Annotated in this window: 22 protein-coding genes and 1 tRNA gene; 13 read left to right on the top strand and 10 right to left on the bottom strand. The window is 63.6% G+C overall.

What is annotated here, in order from left to right; translation table 11 throughout:
- Positions 1-16: 16 nt before the first annotated feature.
- Positions 17-1942, bottom strand: coding sequence for an ATP-binding cassette domain-containing protein (locus DK391_RS13515; RefSeq protein ID WP_109478480.1), 1926 nt, complete (start codon positions 1940-1942; stop codon positions 17-19).
- Positions 1943-2170: 228 nt separating this feature from the next.
- Entirely contained in the window at positions 2171-2572 is a 402-nt protein-coding gene (locus DK391_RS13510; protein ID WP_109478479.1) for a DUF4399 domain-containing protein, read from the bottom strand.
- 266 nt (positions 2573-2838) lie between these two features.
- Between DK391_RS13510 and DK391_RS13505 the strand changes: the two genes are divergently transcribed.
- Together DK391_RS13505 and DK391_RS13500 are read left to right on the top strand one after the other, a co-directional pair.
- Complete coding sequence (locus DK391_RS13505; protein WP_109478478.1) at positions 2839-3024, top strand: rubredoxin; 186 nt, start codon at positions 2839-2841, stop codon at positions 3022-3024.
- 250 nt (positions 3025-3274) lie between these two features.
- Positions 3275-3351, top strand: a tRNA-Arg gene (locus DK391_RS13500).
- Between the two features lie 123 nt (positions 3352-3474).
- Here the strand turns inward: DK391_RS13500 and DK391_RS45595 are convergent.
- A complete protein-coding gene (locus tag DK391_RS45595) occupies positions 3475-3600 on the bottom strand; it encodes a hypothetical protein (protein ID WP_275426823.1) in 126 nt (41 codons plus the stop codon).
- A gap of 229 nt (positions 3601-3829) precedes the next feature.
- On the opposite strand from DK391_RS45595, the gene DK391_RS13495 reads away from it, so the two are divergent.
- From DK391_RS13495 to DK391_RS13465, 7 genes are all read left to right on the top strand, one after another.
- Positions 3830-4099, top strand: a complete 270-nt coding sequence (locus DK391_RS13495; RefSeq protein WP_109478477.1) for a hypothetical protein — start codon at positions 3830-3832, stop codon at positions 4097-4099.
- Between the two features lie 446 nt (positions 4100-4545).
- Entirely contained in the window at positions 4546-4869 is a 324-nt protein-coding gene (locus DK391_RS13490) for a hypothetical protein (RefSeq protein WP_109478476.1), read from the top strand.
- A gap of 303 nt (positions 4870-5172) precedes the next feature.
- Positions 5173-6462, top strand: a complete 1290-nt coding sequence (gene dcm / locus DK391_RS13485) for a DNA (cytosine-5-)-methyltransferase (protein ID WP_109478475.1) — start codon at positions 5173-5175, stop codon at positions 6460-6462.
- Between the two features lie 13 nt (positions 6463-6475).
- A complete protein-coding gene (locus tag DK391_RS13480) occupies positions 6476-6922 on the top strand; it encodes a very short patch repair endonuclease (RefSeq protein ID WP_109478474.1) in 447 nt (148 codons plus the stop codon).
- A gap of 172 nt (positions 6923-7094) precedes the next feature.
- Positions 7095-7604: a YbhB/YbcL family Raf kinase inhibitor-like protein gene (locus DK391_RS13475; RefSeq protein WP_109478473.1), complete on the top strand. Its 510-nt coding sequence runs from the start codon at positions 7095-7097 to the stop codon at positions 7602-7604.
- A gap of 179 nt (positions 7605-7783) precedes the next feature.
- Entirely contained in the window at positions 7784-9223 is a 1440-nt protein-coding gene (locus DK391_RS13470) for an MFS transporter (protein ID WP_109478472.1), read from the top strand.
- A 159-nt stretch (positions 9224-9382) separates the two neighbouring features.
- The gene (locus DK391_RS13465; RefSeq protein WP_109478471.1) at positions 9383-9973 is read left to right on the top strand and encodes a hypothetical protein; all 591 of its coding nucleotides are present in this window, start codon (positions 9383-9385) and stop codon (positions 9971-9973) included.
- 140 nt (positions 9974-10113) lie between these two features.
- Here the strand turns inward: DK391_RS13465 and otsA are convergent, their stop codons facing one another.
- The 6 genes from otsA to DK391_RS13435 form a co-directional block, all read right to left on the bottom strand.
- Positions 10114-11535, bottom strand: a complete 1422-nt coding sequence (gene otsA, locus DK391_RS13460; protein ID WP_109478470.1) for an alpha,alpha-trehalose-phosphate synthase (UDP-forming) — start codon at positions 11533-11535, stop codon at positions 10114-10116.
- A 190-nt stretch (positions 11536-11725) separates the two neighbouring features.
- On the bottom strand, positions 11726-11938 hold the full coding sequence (locus DK391_RS13455) for a hypothetical protein (protein WP_109478469.1): 213 nt from the start codon (positions 11936-11938) through the stop codon (positions 11726-11728).
- Between the two features lie 198 nt (positions 11939-12136).
- On the bottom strand, positions 12137-12358 hold the full coding sequence (locus DK391_RS13450; RefSeq protein WP_109478468.1) for a hypothetical protein: 222 nt from the start codon (positions 12356-12358) through the stop codon (positions 12137-12139).
- 152 nt (positions 12359-12510) lie between these two features.
- A complete protein-coding gene (locus DK391_RS13445; protein WP_109478467.1) occupies positions 12511-13917 on the bottom strand; it encodes a sigma-54 dependent transcriptional regulator in 1407 nt (468 codons plus the stop codon).
- Positions 13918-14241: 324 nt separating this feature from the next.
- Positions 14242-14496 (bottom strand): hypothetical protein, encoded by a 255-nt coding sequence (locus DK391_RS13440; RefSeq protein ID WP_109478466.1) that lies wholly within the window; start codon positions 14494-14496, stop codon positions 14242-14244.
- Between the two features lie 61 nt (positions 14497-14557).
- On the bottom strand, positions 14558-14875 hold the full coding sequence (locus tag DK391_RS13435) for a DUF883 family protein (protein ID WP_109478465.1): 318 nt from the start codon (positions 14873-14875) through the stop codon (positions 14558-14560).
- A gap of 32 nt (positions 14876-14907) precedes the next feature.
- Between DK391_RS13435 and DK391_RS44285 the strand changes: the two genes are divergently transcribed.
- The 4 genes from DK391_RS44285 (at position 14908) to DK391_RS13420 (ending at position 17827) form a co-directional block, all read left to right on the top strand.
- On the top strand, positions 14908-15201 hold the full coding sequence (locus DK391_RS44285) for a hypothetical protein (protein ID WP_162600809.1): 294 nt from the start codon (positions 14908-14910) through the stop codon (positions 15199-15201).
- Positions 15202-15296: 95 nt separating this feature from the next.
- Positions 15297-16352: a sigma-54 dependent transcriptional regulator gene (locus DK391_RS13430; RefSeq protein WP_109478464.1), complete on the top strand. Its 1056-nt coding sequence runs from the start codon at positions 15297-15299 to the stop codon at positions 16350-16352.
- A 348-nt stretch (positions 16353-16700) separates the two neighbouring features.
- A complete protein-coding gene (locus DK391_RS13425) occupies positions 16701-17276 on the top strand; it encodes a hypothetical protein (RefSeq protein WP_239482815.1) in 576 nt (191 codons plus the stop codon).
- Entirely contained in the window at positions 17273-17827 is a 555-nt protein-coding gene (locus DK391_RS13420; RefSeq protein WP_109478463.1) for a hypothetical protein, read from the top strand. Before DK391_RS13425 ends, DK391_RS13420 begins: the two co-directional genes overlap by 4 nt.
- 110 nt (positions 17828-17937) lie before the next feature.
- Here the strand turns inward: DK391_RS13420 and DK391_RS13415 are convergent.
- Positions 17938-18381: AAA-associated domain-containing protein (locus DK391_RS13415; RefSeq protein ID WP_204117356.1), on the bottom strand; the 444-nt coding region annotated here is incomplete at its 5' end.

Genomic DNA, 18381 nt, shown 5'->3' with positions numbered 1-18381 from the left:
GCCCGCGCGCCGCGCGTTACTTCCGCTTGCTCTCCAGTTCATCCCACCGCTCAAGCGCCACCAGCAACTCCTCGTCGATCGCCGCATAGCGCTCGGTCAACCGCGCGCCTTCCTGCGCATCCTTGACGAAGATCGAACCGTCTTCGATCTGCGCGCCGATCGCCTTCTGCTCCGCTTCGAGCGCGGCGATCTGCTCCGGCAAGGCTTCCAGCTCGCGCTGTTCCTTGAATGAAAGCTTCACGGTGCGTTGCGCGTTGCGGCCCGCTGCGCTTTCCTTCGGCGCAGCTTCCTTCGGCTGTTCTTTCGGCGCATCCTGCTGCGCGATCTGCTCGGAGCGATCGCGCTGGATCTGCCAGTCCGTGAACCCGCCGACATATTCACGCCACTTGCCCGCGCCTTCCGAAGCAATCACCGACGTCACCACGTTATCCAGAAACGCGCGGTCGTGGCTCACCAGCAACACCGTGCCGTCGTAGTCGGTCAGCAGTTCTTCGAGCAGTTCGAGTGTCGGGATATCGAGGTCGTTGGTCGGTTCGTCGAGGACCAGCACGTTCGCCGGTCGCGCAAAAAGACGCGCGAGCAGCAAGCGGTTGCGCTCGCCGCCCGACAGCGACTTGACGGGCGAGCGCGCGCGCTCAGGCGCGCACAGGAAGTCGCCGAGATAGCTCATCACGTGCTTTTTCTGGCCGTTGATCTCGACCCAATCGCTGCCGGGGCTGATCGTGTCAGCGAGACTCTTATCGAGATCGAGCTGCGCACGCATCTGGTCGAAGTAAGCCACTTGCAAGTTGGTGCCGACACGCACCTTGCCGTCGTCCGGCTGCAACTCGCCGAGAATCAGCTTGAGCAAGGGCGTCTTGCCCGCACCGTTCGGACCGACAAAACCGATCTTGTCGCCGCGCATCACCGTCGTCGAGAACCGGTCGACCACGGTGCGCTCGCCGTAGCGCTTGGTCACATCCGTGAGTTCGGCGACGATCTTGCCGGACTTCTCGCCCTGCCCGACGTCGAGCTTCACATTGCCCTGCACGTTGCGGCGTTCCGCGCGGTCATTGCGCATCTGCACGAGCCGCGCAATGCGTCCGACGCTGCGCGTACGGCGCGCTTCGACGCCCTTGCGGATCCACACTTCTTCCTGTGCGAGCAGCTTGTCGAATTTTTCGTTTTCGACGCGCTCCACTTCCAGTTGCTGCGCCTTGCGCGTCTGATACGCCGAGAAATTGCCGGGATACGACAGCAGACGCCCACGATCCAGTTCGACGATACGCGTGGCAACCCGATCCAGAAAAGCGCGATCGTGCGTGATGAACAGCAGCCCGGCGCGCTGCGACACCAGCAGTTCTTCGAGCCAGCGGATACCGTCGAAGTCCAGGTGGTTGGTCGGCTCGTCCAGCAGCAGCACGTCTGGCTGCACCACCAGCGCCCGCGCCAGCGCGACGCGCTTTTGCATGCCGCCCGACAGCGAGCCCACCCGCGCGTCGCCGTCGAGGCCGATCTGTGCGAGCGTCGTGGCGACACGCGTGCGCCAGTTCCACGCGTCGGTCGCATCGAGCGACGACTGCAGCGTGTTCATGCGCGCGAGCAATGCATCGTGCTGCGCGCCTTCGGGCGTTTCCGCCAGTTCGTGCGCGACAGCGTTGTATTCGTCCAGCAGCGCACCCGCATGCGTGAGGCCCGCCGCGACTGCGTCGAAGACCGTCACGTCGCCGTCGAACTCGGGTTCCTGCGGCACGTAGACGGTGACGAGATCCTGTTGACGCGTGATGAGACCGTCGTCCGGCCTGGCCAGCTCGGCGACGATTTTCAGCAGCGACGACTTGCCCGCGCCGTTGCGGCCGATCAGCCCGACGCGCTCGCCGGCTTCGAGAGAGAAATCCGCGTGATCGAGCAGCGCGACATGGCCGAACGCCAGTTGCGCGCCCGTGATGGTGTAAAGCGACATGGGAAAAAGGAAACCAGCGATGAGTCGGAAGCGCTCATTGTACCGGTCGGCACGGCCGATTCTGATGGGATGCCGTCCGGCAGGAAGGCATAGGACACATGACGTGTGTCGCGCGGCATCCAGCGAAAGCGCTGGCACAAAATCGTGTGGGAGGCGAACGCCCCTTTTCAAAGCAGGCGTTCGCAAAAAGACAAACCGGCGGGCGAAGCTCGGATGCGCCGCGCCGCCTTACTTCACGTGGATCGTGATGGTCTTGCTCATTTCCGGGCCGTACGAACGGTGAGCGCCATCGCCGAAATCGAGCGTCAGCGTGTGGTCGCCCGGCGGCAACGTCAGTTCCGTTTCCGTCTGGCCCTTGCCGAAATGCAGCGATTTGTCGTTGGCGGGAATGACTTCGCCCTTCGGCAGCGGCTGCCCGTCGATGATCAGATGATGATGCCCCGTGCCTTCCGTCCTCGTGCCCGCGGGAACGACCTTCATGCCTTCGACAGCAAACTTCACGTGAATCGGGTTGCTCACGGTTGCGCCGTCCTTCGGCTCGACGAACGAGACCCCCGCGGCATGCGCCACGCCCGACATGACCAGCATGCCTGCGCACACTGCGCCGGCCAACCATCTCTTATTCAGCATTTTTCTTCTCCTTGGCTAGTGCCGCTCGATGGGCGCGGCACGCGTTCGCGCACGGCCACACCGCACTCAAAGGATACACGCTGCAATCGTGCGCGCCGGACGTCGCCTCGCCTGGATGTATGCCGCTTCGCGTTGATCTAAAACGGAAAAAAAGCGCAAAAAGGAGGCCGTTCGTCAAATTCCGGTAATATTGCGGGTCGCCGCCGTATGCACAATAAAGGGGCAGATTGGCGGATTTTGCATCGAATCAATGAAGAGCGTGTGTCGTGAGTGAAGTGATCGTCGAATATAAGAGCTGGGTCTGCCTGATTTGTGGCTGGATCTATAACGAAGAAGAAGGTTTGCCCGAAGAAGGCATCGCGGCAGGTACGCGGTTCGCCGATATTCCGGAAGACTGGCGCTGCCCGCTTTGCGATGTGGGCAAGGCAGAATTTGCTGTCGTGGAGTTCTGATCGACGGATTTCTTCAGGAACCGTCTGCTGGATAGAGCGGTCTGCAGGGCGAAAGCCGGCGGGCCGTTTTCTTTTTTGGCTGACCGATACGTGGCTGTCAGCCGCGCGTGGCGACGACGTTCAGTGCGCGGCTTGCGTTGGTGACGGGCGAGCGTGATCCGGCACGCCAGCGCGTTCGCACGGGCGGTCCGCGCATCGAAAGCCGCTTTGGCGAACGGGCGATTTGCTATACTCTGCGCTCGTCGGCGGCCCCTCCGCGTAGTTCAATGGATAGAACAAGTGCCTCCTAAGCGCTAGATACAGGTTCGATTCCTGTCGGGGGGACCACATCGGCGACGGACGACGCCGCAAAAAAAACCCGCAACAGCTCACGCTATGCGGGTTTTTTGTTTGCTGCAGCCCCGTCGCAAGGCAACGCGACGCGCCAATCCAGTCAGATCGCCCAGCCGTTCACCGATGACGGCGCACCACCACCTGAACCTTGGCAAATTGCCGGTCGCGCTGATCGAAGAATCGGGCGAGCGCGAACAGCGAAGCGGCGGCGAAGGGCCAGAGCACAAAGAAGGTGGCAAGCATGATCGACTCCGAAGCGATAACAGTTGTAACAAGTGTACGCCCATGCTTATCAGAGAAAACTATCGGAATCGCTAAAACACAGTTCCCATTTTTGAGAGGGAAATGCGATTGGGCCGCATAACGCCGCTGGACGGCGATTCCGCGCACGGTCGTCGTCGGGTCCGCCTCGCCCACCCGTGACAAAATCACGCATTTCGCGCATCACCTGCCGCACAACGAAGGACACACCATGGACATCAACAAGCAACTCGCCGCCCTCACCACTTCCGAACTGCAGACAGCGGGCGCCAGCCAGGCGACAGCCATCGCCGTCAGCGTGCTGCTGCGCCATCTGAATTCGCCCGAACTGTCGAAGCTGCTGAACTCGGCGTTCGAAAACCACCAGGCCGTGATGCGGCAAAACCCGTGGCCGGACCAGATGCTGCAATCGTTCGAAGCGACGCGCCGTTTCCTCGAAGGCGCGGCAAAGCCGGTCACGAATCCCGACCAGCCGGCCTGACGCCAGGCGCATGTTCACTGCGTCGTGCGCCGCGCCTCGCACGACGCGAAAAAGCCACACGCAATCGCGTCCCGGCATGCGCCGGAAGGCCGCCCGGCGGGACATCGGCGCGAGCGCTACAAGCCAGTGTGCGCTCTCCCACCTAACGCGCGATTTGCCTGCGGACGGACTCGCGGCATCCTCTTATCATCTCGTCACTCCTACGATTCGTCAGGTTGACAGATGCCCTACCCGTACAACCTCGCTGTTGCCGCCGGCCTGATGATCGTCGTGCTCACCTGCAGCCTCGCGCTCGCACTGACATGACCTGAGACGTCGACAGGCCGCCACTCGACGACCTTTCCTCCGCTGCCCGCGACGCCGTCAAACCCGGCCCGACAAAGCGCGCAGCAAAAATATTTTCGAATCGACCCTAAAGTTTCTCTGAAGCCTGCCGTTGTGCGGGCATGGACCATTACCTCACACCGTCGGCGGGATCGTTCAAATCGACTCTGATCGATCAGGACATCGCGCACATAGCCCGCGTCATGCGGCCTTCGATGCATGGCGACCTGGGTGGGGCGATCCTCCCGGCCGACTACTGGCGCAAGCGGCTGTTCGAGCTGCTCGAAGCCGAGCATCTGACGAACTCGCAGCTCTGCGCCATCGACGACCTGCTGCTGCAGCTCGACGACCTGTGCACGAAGGAACTGGTGCCGCTGCCCGTGACGAGCGTGCGGCCCGCCGCATCGCGCGACGCGAACCGTCACCGCGTGCGCCGCAAGCGCTGAGCAGCACAGCACGGCGCGGGAAAGTTCTGCTGCGGCAGCGTGCCCCTAGGTCGCACACGCGCAGCCCGTTTAACATTCATTGACCCGTCGTGCATCCTTCCACGATGCTGTGACCCCGCAGCGCGAACACCCGGCGACGCAGCGACAGGATCATCTGGCGCGTCGCCGGGGCTGCCTTTCCTTTCTTCTCCCCCCGTCTTCGTCGTCCGACACAGCAAAATTTGTCCGCGGAACCCCTGCTGATCGCAAATTAGGGACATTCATAGGTCATAATGTCCGCAAAAATACCCAGCAAGGACTCCTGTGACTCAGGCTTCACCGCTTGAACTGCTGAAGCAGGCGCGCACCCGCTTCACACAAAAAGAAATCGCCGCGCATGTCGGCAAGGACATCAAGACGGTGCGCCGCTGGGAAAAAGGCGACACGCCCTGCCCGGCGATGCTCGAGCCCGCCTTGCGCGCAATGCTTTTTCCCACCTCGGCGCGCCAGACCAGCAAGCGCGCGGGCAAGGCGAACAGTGCGCGTTTTATCGATCTGTTCGCGGGCATCGGCGGCATTCGCATGGGCTTCGAATCGCACGGCGGCCAGTGCGTGTTCACCAGCGAGTGGAATGATTTCTCGCAGAAGACCTATCAGGAAAACTTCCCCAACGGCGCCACCCAGCACACGCTGATCGGCGACATCGTCACCTATCCTGCCGACGCCGTACCCGATCACGACATTCTGCTGGGCGGCTTCCCCTGCCAGCCGTTTTCGATCGCGGGCGTGAGCAAGAAGAACGCGCTCGGCCGACCGCATGGCTTCGAATGCTCGACGCAAGGCACGCTGTTCTTCGATGTCGCGCGCATCATCGCCGCGCGCCGCCCCGCTGCGTTTCTGCTGGAGAACGTGAAGAACCTGCTGTCGCACGACAAAGGCCGCACCTTCGACGTAATCCTGCAAACGCTGCGCAACGAACTCGGCTACGAAGTGCATTACCGCGTGATCGACGGCGCGCATTTCACGCCGCAACATCGCGAGCGGATCATCATCGTCGGCTTTCGCGGCAAGACCTCGTTCTCGTGGGACGATCTGCGCCTGCCCGAAGAAGGCCCGAGACTCGCGTCGATCCTGCATCGCACGGACGGCAGCGAACCCGTGCTGCCGTGGGACGCCGACCGTTTCTTCGATCACGCCGCGCGCCGCGTGCAGCCCAAATACACGCTCACGCCCAAGCTGTGGACCTATCTGCAGAACTACGCGGACAAGCATCGCGCGGCGGGCAACGGCTTTGGTTATGGGATGGCGTATCCGCAGAGCGTGACGCGCACGCTGTCGGCGCGCTATCACAAGGACGGTTCGGAGATCCTCGTCTATCAGGGCGAGAAGCAGCGCCCGCGCCGCCTGACGCCACGCGAATGCGCACGTCTGATGGGTTTCCCCGACACTTACCGGATTCCCGTCAGCGATACCCAGGCGTATCGTCAGTTCGGCAACAGCGTGGTCGTGCCCGTGATGCGCGAAGTCGCGCGCATCATGTTGCCGCATGTGCGCGCGCTGACCCGCGCGGCACGCGACGAAAGCAGCGAACGCGCGGCGGAACCCGCGCTGTAATGGTCGCGCTGTAATGGTCGATATCGTCGATGCGGCCACGCGCAGCCGGATGATGTCCGGCATTCGCGGCCGCAACACGAAACCTGAAATGCTCGTCCGCAGCCTGCTGCATCGTCGCGGCTTCCGCTTCCGGCTCGACGCGCGCGATCTGCCCGGACGCCCGGACATCGTGTTGCCGCGCTATCGCGCGGTGATCTTCGTGCACGGCTGCTTCTGGCACGGCCACGATTGTCATCTCTTCAAATGGCCGCAGACGCGGCCGGAATTCTGGCGCGACAAGATCGGCCGCAATCGCGCCAACGATGCGAAAGCGCAAGCCGCGCTGCGCGACGCCGGCTGGCGTGTCGCCACCGTATGGGAATGCGCGTTGCGCGGAGCGAATCGTGACATCGACGGCGTGTTGCAACGGCTGACCGACTGGCTGCACGGCGACGCGCCGCAGCACGAAGAACGCGCCTGACGTTGCGCCTGCAACGCCATGCTTTGCGGCGCATTCGCCCTGCGCGCCAGCGTGTTTGCAAGACGCTGGTGCTACACTCGATTGGCTCACCGGGAGTCTTCGATGCCCTCTTGCATGCGCTCTCCCAGTGGCGCCTGCCCATCCTGGAACCATCCACCTAAGGAGGCGCATGATGGCTGATTTCCGAATCTGGTCGGACGACTTTCCCGCCAACGGCTTCATGCCGAAAGCGCAGGAGATGAACGACAAATCGTTCGGTGTGTCGGGCGAAGGTGAGAACGTGTCGCCTGCGCTGCAATGGGACGCACCGCCCGCCGACGCGCAAAGTCTCGCGCTCACCGTCTACGATCCCGATGCGCCGACGGGCAGCGGCTTCTGGCAGTGGGTCGTGGTCAACATCCCCGTCGATGCCCGCTCGCTGCCGCGGAATGCCGGCAAGGCCGACGGCAGTCTGCTGCCGCCGGGCGCGCTGCAATTGCGCAACGATTACGGCACGGTTGGCTTGGGCGGCGCGGCGCCGCCGCGCGGCGACAAGCCGCATCGCTTCATCTTTCGCGTGCACGCGCTGAAGGTGGCGAACCTGCCGCTCACCGCCGACACGACGAATGCCGTCGCGCGCTACATGACGCATCTGAATGAAATCGATTCGGCCACCTACACGGGTCTGTACGAACTGAAGTAGCGCGCGAGAACTGTTCTGCATGGCCCGGCGGGGCCGGGGCGCGATGTGCGCTCTAGCCACGCCGGTGCGAAGTGATTGCTGCGTGAAAGTACATTGCAACGACGACAGGAATCACAATCCTGGACTCTACTGACGACGGCGTCCCGGCGCCGAGCCTCGTAGTTCAACACAACAACACAATGCAAGCTTCTTCGTCGACTGACCACCGCCAACCTACGGACGCTTCGCGCCACGCCGCATCTTCTTCCGCCGCCGCTCCGGAACCCGAACTCGGATTACCGATCCCGCAGCGTTACTGGGCCATTCTCGTGGTCGCGCTGGGCATCACGCTCGCCGTGCTCGACAGCGCGATCGCCAACGTCGCACTGCCGACTATCGCCCGCAATCTGCGCGCGAGCGCCGCCAGTTCGATCTGGATCGTCAACGCGTATCAACTCTCCGTAACGATCTCGCTGCTGCCGCTGTCGTCGCTGGGCGACCGCATCGGCTACCGGCGCGTCTATCTGGGCGGCATGGTGCTGTTCACGGTTGCGTCGCTCGGCTGTGCACTCGCCACGTCGCTGCCGACGCTTGCGCTCGACCGCGTGATCCAGGGCTTCGGCGCGGCGGGCATCATGAGCGTGAACACCGCCCTTGTACGCATGATCTATCCGCCCGCGCGGCTCGGGCGCGGTATCGCGATCAATGCGATGGTGGTGGCGATTTCATCGGCGGTCGGACCGACGGTTGCGTCGGGCGTGCTCGCCGTCGCGCCGTGGCCGTGGCTGTTCGCGATCAACGTGCCGATCGGCGTCGCGGCCATCGCGGTCGGCTTGCGCGCGTTGCCGCGCAACGAAGGCCATCCGTCGCCCTACGACTACACGAGTGCGGTGATGATCGCGTTCGTATTCGGCCTGCTGATCTTCGCAGTCGATGGACTCGGTCATGGCGAGCGCTACGGCTTCGTCGCCTTCGAGCTGATCGGCGCCGTCGCGATCGGCTATTTCTTCGTGCGGCGGCAACTCTCGCAATCCGCGCCGCTGCTGCCCGTCGATCTGCTGCGCATTCCTATTTTTGCGCTGTCGGTGGGCACGTCGGTCTGTTCGTTCTGTGCGCAGATGCTCGCGTTCGTGTCGCTGCCGTTCCTGCTGCAGAACAATCTCGGCCTGTCGCAGGTCGAGACAGGGCTGCTGATGACGCCGTGGCCGCTCGTGATCGTCGGCGCGGCGCCGCTGTCGGGCGTGCTGTCGGACCGGATTTCGGCGGGCTGGCTCGGTGGACTCGGACTCGCGACGCTCGCCATCGGCCTGCTGCTGCTCGCGACGCTCGGCGCGCATCCGGCGCCTTTCGAGATCGTGTGGCGCATGGCGCTGTGCGGCGCGGGCTTTGGCATCTTTCAGTCGCCGAACAATCGCACGATGCTGTCTGCCGCGCCGCGCCATCGCAGCGGCGGCGCGAGCGGCATGCTCGGCACGGCGCGCCTCACGGGGCAGACGCTCGGCTCGGCGCTGGTTGCGCTGATCTTCGGCATCGCGCCGCAGCATGGTCCGGTGATCGCGCTGTATGTGGCGGCCTGCTTCGCGGGCGCGGGCGCGATGGTCAGCACGATGCGCGTGCGTCACAGCGCATCCATCGCCTGACAGACTCACCGGCTACCTGCCGCTCACGCTCTCCATCGTCCCGCTTTGCGCCTATTCTTGTAGACGAAGCCTGTGCTTTCGAGCGCGGTCCGACGTAACGCACCGCGCACGCTTCGCTCCGGCCTTCGAACTTCAGGCCTTTGAACGATAGGGGGCGCCATGTCACTCATCGTCGCTGGACGTTTCACCACCTTCCCCGCTGCCGAAGACGCCGCGCAAACGCTGTTCGATCACGGCTTTCCCGGCGAGGACGGCACGCTGTTCTTCGTCAATCCGCGCGGCCAGCACGCGCGCCACACACTGGGCGAACACGCAGCCGATGCACCCACCATCACGGCTGCACCGCCGCCGTCAACGCGTCGGCGTTTGCGTTCGATGACCTTTGGCGCTGTCGCGGGTGCCGTGGTCGGCGTCGCGGTGTTCACGGCGTTCTCGGCGTCGATGCCGATCGTCGCGATCGCGGCAGGTGTCGGCGCGTACCTTGGCTCGATGCTCAGCAAGATGGCCTATTCGCCGGGCGCTCCGCATGCGCATCGCGAAGTCGTGCATCACGAGATTCGCGATTCGGGCGTGCTCGTCGCCGTGCATGTGTGCCCGGAAAATCAGATGGAAGCAGCGACCATTCTGCGCGAAGCAGGCGGCGCCGATATCGAGCGCGCGACCGGCCACTGGCAGCGCGGCCGATGGGCGGATTTCGATCCGCTTCAGACGCCCGTGCCGCTGCCCGAATTGAGCCAGCAGCACGCCTGACGCTTCGGTCGGCTCGACAGCAGTTGGTCGAAAGCAAGCCGGAAATAAAAACGGCAGCCCGCAAGGGCTGCCGTTCGTGAACCTGCGCGCCAGCCTGGCGGCATGGTCTCACATCGTCTCCACCCTCTTCTCACGCCATCTCAAACCGTCACGTCCACGCGTTTGACCGCCTTCTCCGTCACCGACGAAGCCGTCGCGACGTGCCGCAAATCCGCGAGGAACGTGTCGCGCCACACGGAAAGATTGTTCTCGCGCAGCGGCGCCATCATGTCGGCATGACGCGCCTGACGCTCGGCGAGCGGCATCGACAGCGCGCGTTCGAGCGCCTCGGCCATCTGCGACAGATCGAACGGATTGACGACCAGCGCGCCCGGCAACTGCTCGGCAGCGCCCGCGAACTGCGACAGCACCAGCACGCCGGGATCGGCGGGATCCTGCGACGCCACGTACTCTTTCGCGACGAGGTTCATGCCGTCGCGCAGCGGCGTCACATAGCCGACCTGCGACTGACGGAACAGCGCCATCAGCAGATTGCGCTCGTACTTGCGATTCAGGTACTGAATAGGCGTCCAGTCGAGTTGCGCGAAGCGGCCATTGATGCGCCCCGCCTCGCCTTCCAGGTTCTGCCGGATGCGCTGATAGGTCTGCACGTCGGCGCGCGTCGGCGGCGCGATCTGCACGAGCGATACACGGCCATGCCAGCCCGGCGCGTTCAGCAGTAGCCGCTCAAACGCCTGAAACCGCTCGACGAGGCCCTTCGAATAATCGAGCCGGTCGACGCTCATAATCAGCTTGCGGCCGCGCATCGCGTCGCGCAGGCTGCGCACCTGCTTGCGGTCGCTGAACTGATCGGCGGCTTTCGCGATGGCGTCCGGATAGATGCCGATCGGATAAGCCCCGACCTTCAGGAAGCGCCCGTACGCGTGGATCATGTTTTCATCGCTCGAGGTGCCGTGATTGCCGCGCTCGATGTAATCGACGAACGACTGGCGGTCCGCATCCGTCTGGAAACCGACCACGTCATAACTGCACATGCATTTCACGAGCTCTTCGTGCGGCGGCACGGTGCGCATCACTTCCGGCACCGGAAACGGAATGTGCAGGAAAAAGCCGATCGGGTTCTTCACACCCAGATCGCGCAGGCAGCGCGCGAACGGCAACAGGTGATAGTCGTGCACCCAGATGATGTCGTCCGGCTGCAGCAATTCCTTCAACTGCTTTGCGAGTGTCACGTTCACCCGCAGATACCCGGCATATTCCTGCCGGTCGTAGCGCGACAAATCGTTGCGATAGTGGAAAGTCGGCCACAGCGTCGCATTCGAAAACCCGCGGTAATACTGGTCGTAATCGCGCTTGGTCAGCCCGACGGTGGCGTAGGTCACGTTGCCCTGTTTCTCGATAATGGGCGCCGACGGCTCGGTGACGATCTCGCCACTCCAGCCGAACCACACACCTCCCGTTTCCTTCAGGGCGTCCAGTACGCCGATTGCGAGACCGCCCGCTGCGGGGCGTCCTTCCTGAGTCGGCGCGACGCGGTTTGAAACGACGATCAATCTGCTCATTGCGGCTCCACCTCATTCAGTTGACTGTACATGCGGTGATACTCCACCTTACGGCACGCAAGTCCTATGCCGCCAACCGTCAACTTTCGGAATAAAAATGTATGCAAATGTGACGGACGAAGAAAAACGCGCTGCGCACGGGCTCGCACGCAGCAGATTTTTCGCCCGATGATCCGGCTGGGAAAGAAGGTCAGGCGTCCTGTTCGGAGCCGAGGTCGCGCTGGTATTCCAGCCCTTCCTGACGCGTGCCGCCCTGGTTGTGATCCCCGTCCGGCGGGGCGCCGGGCGCGGCGCGGTTCTGTTGCGCCGGATCCGGGCCGATGGGTGGATTGCCCGTTCCGCCGGCTGGGCGCTGGTCGCGCTTCGAATGGCGCGCGGAGCGCCGCAATGCGGGATGTCTCATGATGGACGCCTCCAAGGGGAAGGCCGTGCCCGAACGGGGTTCGTCCGGGCCGCATCACATTAGTCTAGGCCGATGAACGTGAATTGCCGGTAAAAAGTTCGGTGGTTTTGTAACGGGTACCGGTTGCGGGCCCGTTGTTTGCACCGGCCGGCGTCGCATTGCAAACGCGTTTGCTCCGTGCGCGCGGCTCGGCGCGGCTCAGAATTCAGGCCACAGCGTCATGCGCACGCCCGTATGCGGCGTCTGCGACGGCTGCGACGGCGGATCGCCGATCGCCGGGGTATCGGGTTCGACGGGTTCGCGGGTGGGATCGGGCACCGTGTCCGGCTGTGACGGCTGCCCCGGATCGGGCGGCGTGTCGGGCGGGACGGGTTCGGGGCGGTGCGCGTAGAGGTCTGGGACGGCGTGATGGTCCGGCATGCTGGGCTCCCTGTTTTTCGTTCGATGTCATCGTCGCTGGTGCGATCTCGACTGCTCGAAGTGAAATCAGCAAGGGCTGTGCCGTTGAGAAGCTACAGCGCCGTCCGCGGTGGCGGACGGCGTTGATACGCGCGCTGGACTGGCAGAAGGACTCAGGCGTCGGCCTTGCCGAGCGCCTGCGGCTCGTCGCTGACTTCGTCGCCATCGCCGCGGCCGGTGTCGTTGCCGTACTCGACCAGGCGGTTGTACAGCGTCTTCAGGCTGATGCCGAGAATCTCGGCAGCGCGCGTTTTCACGCCGCCGCACTGCTCGAGCGTCGCAAGGATTAGCTGACGGTCGGCTTCGGCCAGCGAAGTGCCGAACGGAATCGTGATCGCCGTGCCTGCCGTCGGCTTCGACAGCGAGATCTGCAGCGGCACCGTCGCCGTGCTGTCCGAGTCCGTGCCCGACATGATGTGTGCGCGCTGCACGTAGTTCTTCAGCTCACGCACGTTGCCCGGCCACGGGTACGAGAGCAGCATCTCTTTCACGGCCGGCGGGAAGTGTTTCTTCGTGCTGTGCTGCTCGTTGAGTTCGTCGAGGAACGACTGCGCGAGCAACTCGACATCCTTGCCGCGCTCGCGCAGCGGCGGCAGGCTGATAGGGAACACGTTCAAACGGTGATACAGGTCGAGACGCAGCTTGCCTTCCAGCACGGCCTGCTCGGGATCGCGGTTGGTCGCGGCGATCAGGCGCACATCGGTCTCGATTTCCTTGGTCGTGCCGACGCGCATGAACATGCCCGTCTCCAGCACGCGCAGCAGTTTCACCTGCAACTCGATCGGCATTTCGGTGATTTCGTCGAGGAACAGCGTGCCGCCATTCGCGCGCTCGAAATAACCCTTGTGCTGACGGTCCGCGCCCGTGAATGCACCACGTTCGTGACCGAACATCTCCGATTCGATCAGGTTCGGCGAGATCGCGCCGCAATTGACAGCGAGAAACGCGTGCTTGCGGCGCAAGCTCAACTGATGCAGCGTCTGCGCGGCGACTTCCTTGCCCGTACCCGATTCGCCGACCAGCATCACGGAAGCGGCCGTGGGCGCCACGCGGCTGATCTGGTCATAGACCTGTTGCATGCACGCGGAATTGCCGAGCATCAGCCCGAAGCGGCCCATGCGCCGCAACTCGCCGCGCAGCGTGCCGATTTCCGCCTTCAGATCGCCCGCGCGCGGCAAGCGGCTCAGAATGGCCTTCACGCGCTGCATGTTGATCGGCTTCACGAGGTAGTCGGCGGCGCCCATCTTCAGCGCGCTCACAGCCGACTCGACCGTTGCATGCCCCGTGATCACGACGAATTCGACGCCCGAACGCGGATCGAGATCTTCGAACAGGTCGACGCCCGTGCCGTCGGGCAGCTTCAGGTCGGTGAACACGACATCCGGCGTCTGCCGCACGAGCTGGATACGGGCCTCGCGCAGATCGCCTGCCGTGGCCGTGGTCAGCCCGTCTTCCGCGATGATGGCCGCCAGCGCCTCGCGGGTACTCGGATCGTCATCGACAATCAATACATGTGGCATCGCGTATGGAAAGCTCGAAAGTGCTGGTCAGGAATACGCGCAGCCTGCGTCTCGCCGGAAAGCTGCGGGACGACGAAAGCGCCCGCGCGCTGCGATCTCAAGCATACGCCTCGATCGCAACACCGGACGCCTCACCCGGAAAAACTTTCCGAATTAGCGCATCTACGCAACAATTACCGTAAATTTTGCTCTAAAAGCACTTATTGTTGTGCTTTTTGCTCATTATACGGCCTTGCGTCGAAAAAACATCATCGCGCATATGGGGTAGCGCACGTTCGTGCCACGTCGAGTGACGCGTCGCTACGCTGGCTGCCGACTTCCTGTCTAGCTGCGCGGAAACGGCCACGGTTCGCTGTGATCCGCGCCATTTCCATTGCGCAGAGGCGCGGTCGCGGACGCCAGTTGTGCGGCCGGCGCGGCCGGCGCAGGAGCGGTCACGGAGCCGCCCTCGTCTTCCCAGCGCGTAATGTCACGCGCGAGCGGCGGCTGGGCCGCGCGCCGCTGTTGTACCCAGCGCCATGCCAGTACGCTGCCCACGGCGAACAGAGCGCCGAATACGCCGATTTTCGGTCGTGCCATCTTGAACTCCTGTTTGATCGTGAATGGGGATTGAGCGTGGCCGCGCGGCCTGGACCGCGCCTCAACGCGACGCCAGCATGCCGAGCACGAACCCGACGCCTGCCGCGATGCCCAGCGCCTGCCACGGGTTCTGCCGCACATAGCGCTCGGTCTGGACGGTCGCGCTGCGATAGCGCCGCTGCGCCGAAGTCTGCGCATCGGCGAGTGCATGCTGCACAGAGTCGACGTGCGTGCGCAGCCGTTCGCGCAACGCGTCGAGTCCTTCGCCCGGCACGGCTGCCGCCAGCCGGAGCATTTCTTCTGAATCGGTCAACAGCACGTTGAGATCCTGGACAATCTTTTGCCGGCCCAACGCAAGCTGTTCTGTGGTTTCCGTCATTGCAATCTCCTATTCGGGTGCGGGGACCGGACGTGTCTCATTCCGCCCAGGACGGTTCCGGTGTCATGCACCATCGCTTTCATCTTGCAACGGTCGTTCCCGGCACCCGGTGCGATCGGCTGTCGCGCGCCGAGTTCCATCTGTCCAGCAGAACACCGTCAGGCATGCACAATGCAGACAAAGTTGCCGATGTAGCAGGTCAGCTTGCAACTTTTGCCGGTATCGCGTGTCGATCGTACGCCAACGTTTGCGAATTGCCATCGAACGGCAAACTTGCAAGCGCCTTGCCGGGAATCGTGCGCAAGTGGTTAAATTGCCTTTTGTGAGATAGTGGACCACTCTTAACAGGCAATCCACGCACTCGATACTGGCCTGCGCCATTCACGACACTTACCCGAAATTGCACAGGACACCCTTGGCTATGTCGTCAACCGATCTGGACCCGCCTGCCACGGAAGCCGATGGCGGCAGAGCGTCTCAGGCGAAGCAACGCGCGGCGGAAAACGTTCCCGGACTCAGGTCGTACGGCACGCTGTTCGGCTCATCCCCTGTCATGGTGGATCTTTACGAGCAGATCGACCGCGTGGCCGCGACGGATGCGACCGCGCTCATCATCGGCGAATCGGGCACGGGCAAGGAACTGATCGCCCGCACGATTCACGAGCACAGCGCACGTAAGGGCGGCGCGTTCGTCGCCGGCAATTGCGGCGCGATTCCCGACGAACTGATCGAAGCCGAACTGTTCGGCCATGAAAAAGGCAGCTTCACCGGCGCGGTGCAGGGCCGCATCGGCTACTTCGAGCACGCGAACGGCGGCACGCTGTTTCTCGATGAAGTCACCGAAATGGCGCCCGTGCGCCAGGTGAAACTGCTGCGCGCGCTGGAGACGGGCACGTTCTTTCGCGTCGGCGGCACCGAGCTGATTCGCGGCGACGTCCGCGTGATCGCGGCAACCAATCGCGATCCAGCCGTCGCGGTGAAAGAAAACGGCCTGCGCGAAGACCTGATGTACCGGCTCGCCGTGTTTCCGCTGCGTGCGCCGCCGCTGCGCGAACGCGAAGGCGACCGTGAACTGCTCGCGCTGCATTTCCTCGACGAACTCAATCGCCAGGAAGGCACCAGCAAGGTGTTCAGCAAGCGCTCGATGGAAACGCTGCGCACGTGGTCGTGGCCCGGCAACGTGCGCGAACTGAAGAACGCCGTGTATCGCGCGTTCATCCTTGCCGAGAAGGCCGTCGAACTGCCGCATCCTCATCTGATGTCGCGCGTGAAGAAGCCCGTCACCGTCGGCGATTCGATGAGCGTGTGGATCGGCACGCCGCTCGCCGACGCGCAAAAGCAGATCATCCTCGGCACGCTCAAGTATTGCGGCGGCGACAAGCGGCGCGCGGCGAAAGCGCTCGGCGTGAGTCTCAAGACGCTGTACAACCGCCTCAGCACGTACGGCGACGAAGAGTCGAATCCCGACGACAACTGACCTCGATCGACACGCGCAGCGCCCTGCCCGCGTGTCGATTTTTCACACTCTTCTGCGCCTCACTTCCCTGCTTTCGCGCCCGGTATCCGCTCAATCCGCGCCGCTTCCTGTCGATCGAATCCAACCGTCGCATCTCGCTTTCAGGCATGCGAACTGCTCCCTACGCCAAACAGAAAGACCCCGGCCGCGCAGCATCTTTTGCAATTGCTTGCATTTTCCCTATGCCAATTACAAAACCTATCCTGCACAATGCCGCTGCGAAAAATCAGATGTAGTCTGCCTTCGCGCTGGCACGTTCCGCGCGCCGAAGGCACGAGCAGGAGCGATGACGAAGACATGCAAAAAGCAATGCACCGTGACACACACGCCGCAGCGGCCAGCACCACGCGGCGATCGATTTTCCCGAGCGCAACGCTGATCGTCTCGCTAGCCGTCGCTGTCACGACGGCATTGAGCGGATGCAGCTCGCTTTATTCGGAAGGCGCAACGGCAGGTGCCGGTATCGCCGGCGCGGCCATCGCGGCGAAGGTGACGAACAACGCCGCCGTCGCGACGGGTATCGGCCTCGGTGCCGTCGCGGCAGCGCGCGCAGGCGTCCAGTACTCCGAACGCGTGATCCACACCAACACCCAGGACAGCATCGCCGTGGCGGCCGGGCCGCTCGCGGTGGGCGCGGTCGCGCCGTGGAGCATCACGCACTCGGTGCCGCTCGAAGAAGACGAGCATGGTCGCGTGACCGTCAGCCGCACCATCAGCGCGGGCGAACTCGACTGCAAGGAAATCGTATTCTCCGTCGACAAGACAGCCACCAAGAACGTGCCGGCATCGAGCGCGTTCTACGTCGCGTCGATCTGCCGCGACGGCAGTGCGTGGAAGTGGGCCTCGGCGGAACCGGCAACCGAGCGCTGGGGTTCGCTGCAATGAGCACGCTGCCCTCCATTCGAAGCCTGGGCGCGTCGTCGGCGGCGCGACTCGCGCTGGTCGGCGCGCTGTGCATCGGTGCGGGCTCGCTGGTCGGTGGCTGTACGTCAGCTTCCGTGGGCGCGGCGGCAGGCGCAGGCGCGGGCGTGGCGACGGGCATTGTCTCCGCGAATCCTGCTGTCGGGATCGGCGTCGGCATCGCCGTGCAGGCCGCCACCGATGAAGCCGTTGCCACTTACCTGCGCAACATGCACTCGGATCAGCAGAACATGATCGCCGCGCTCGCGGGCGCGATGCCCGTCGGCGAAACGCGCGACTGGAGCGTCAAGCACACGCTGCCCATCGAGAACGGCCATGGCCAGGTGCGCGTGACGCGCGCGTTTGCGTCATCGCTGGCGATCTGCAAGGAGTTCGTGTTCTCGGTGGTCGACGGCGATAAACCCGATTCCAAGGTCTACTGGTACACGGCGAGCGCCTGCCAGGGCGACAACAAGGGGTACTGGAAGTGGGCGTCGGCGGAACCGGCTGTGGCGCGCTGGGGCAATCTGCAGTAGCGCGGTTTCATACGGTCACGTCCAGCCGCGCGTCTGGTGACGCAGCAAAAACAAAAGGGGAGCCACACTGCGTGGCTCCCCTTCTTTCATTGTGCGTGCAACTACGTCGATCAGGACTCGACGTCTTCGAGACTGAAGATTTCCGTCTGGTCGTTATACGAGAAGATCTCGGCATAACGGCCCCAGTTGATGACGGCGTCGAGCGTCTCTTCAGCAGCGCTATCCGACAGGAAGTCTTCCAGTTCCTGCTCGAACCGCACGCGCGGCGCGCGGTGTCCAGGACGCTCGTTCAGCACCTTCTTGATTCGCGCGGCCAGCGGCACGTGCTTGAGCAGGTGATCGGCGAACATCAGCTTGCGTTCCTGCGTGCCGAACTCGGCGAACACGCGTGCGGGCGGCGTCAGGAAAATATCGCCTTCGCGCACGTCGGCGAAACCGAGATGCTGCAGCACTTCGGCGATCGGGAACAGATCGTCGACTTCCAGATGCAGCGAGCGCGCGATTTCCGGCATGTCTGCGCGGCCATGGTAAGGCGCCGCTGCCAGCGTTTCGAT

Source organism: Paraburkholderia sp. C35 (assembly GCF_003121405.1).
Classification (GTDB): domain Bacteria; phylum Pseudomonadota; class Gammaproteobacteria; order Burkholderiales; family Burkholderiaceae; genus Paraburkholderia.
The sequence above is the reverse complement of the archived record's forward strand: the minus strand, read 5'-3'. Positions and strand labels throughout refer to the sequence as shown.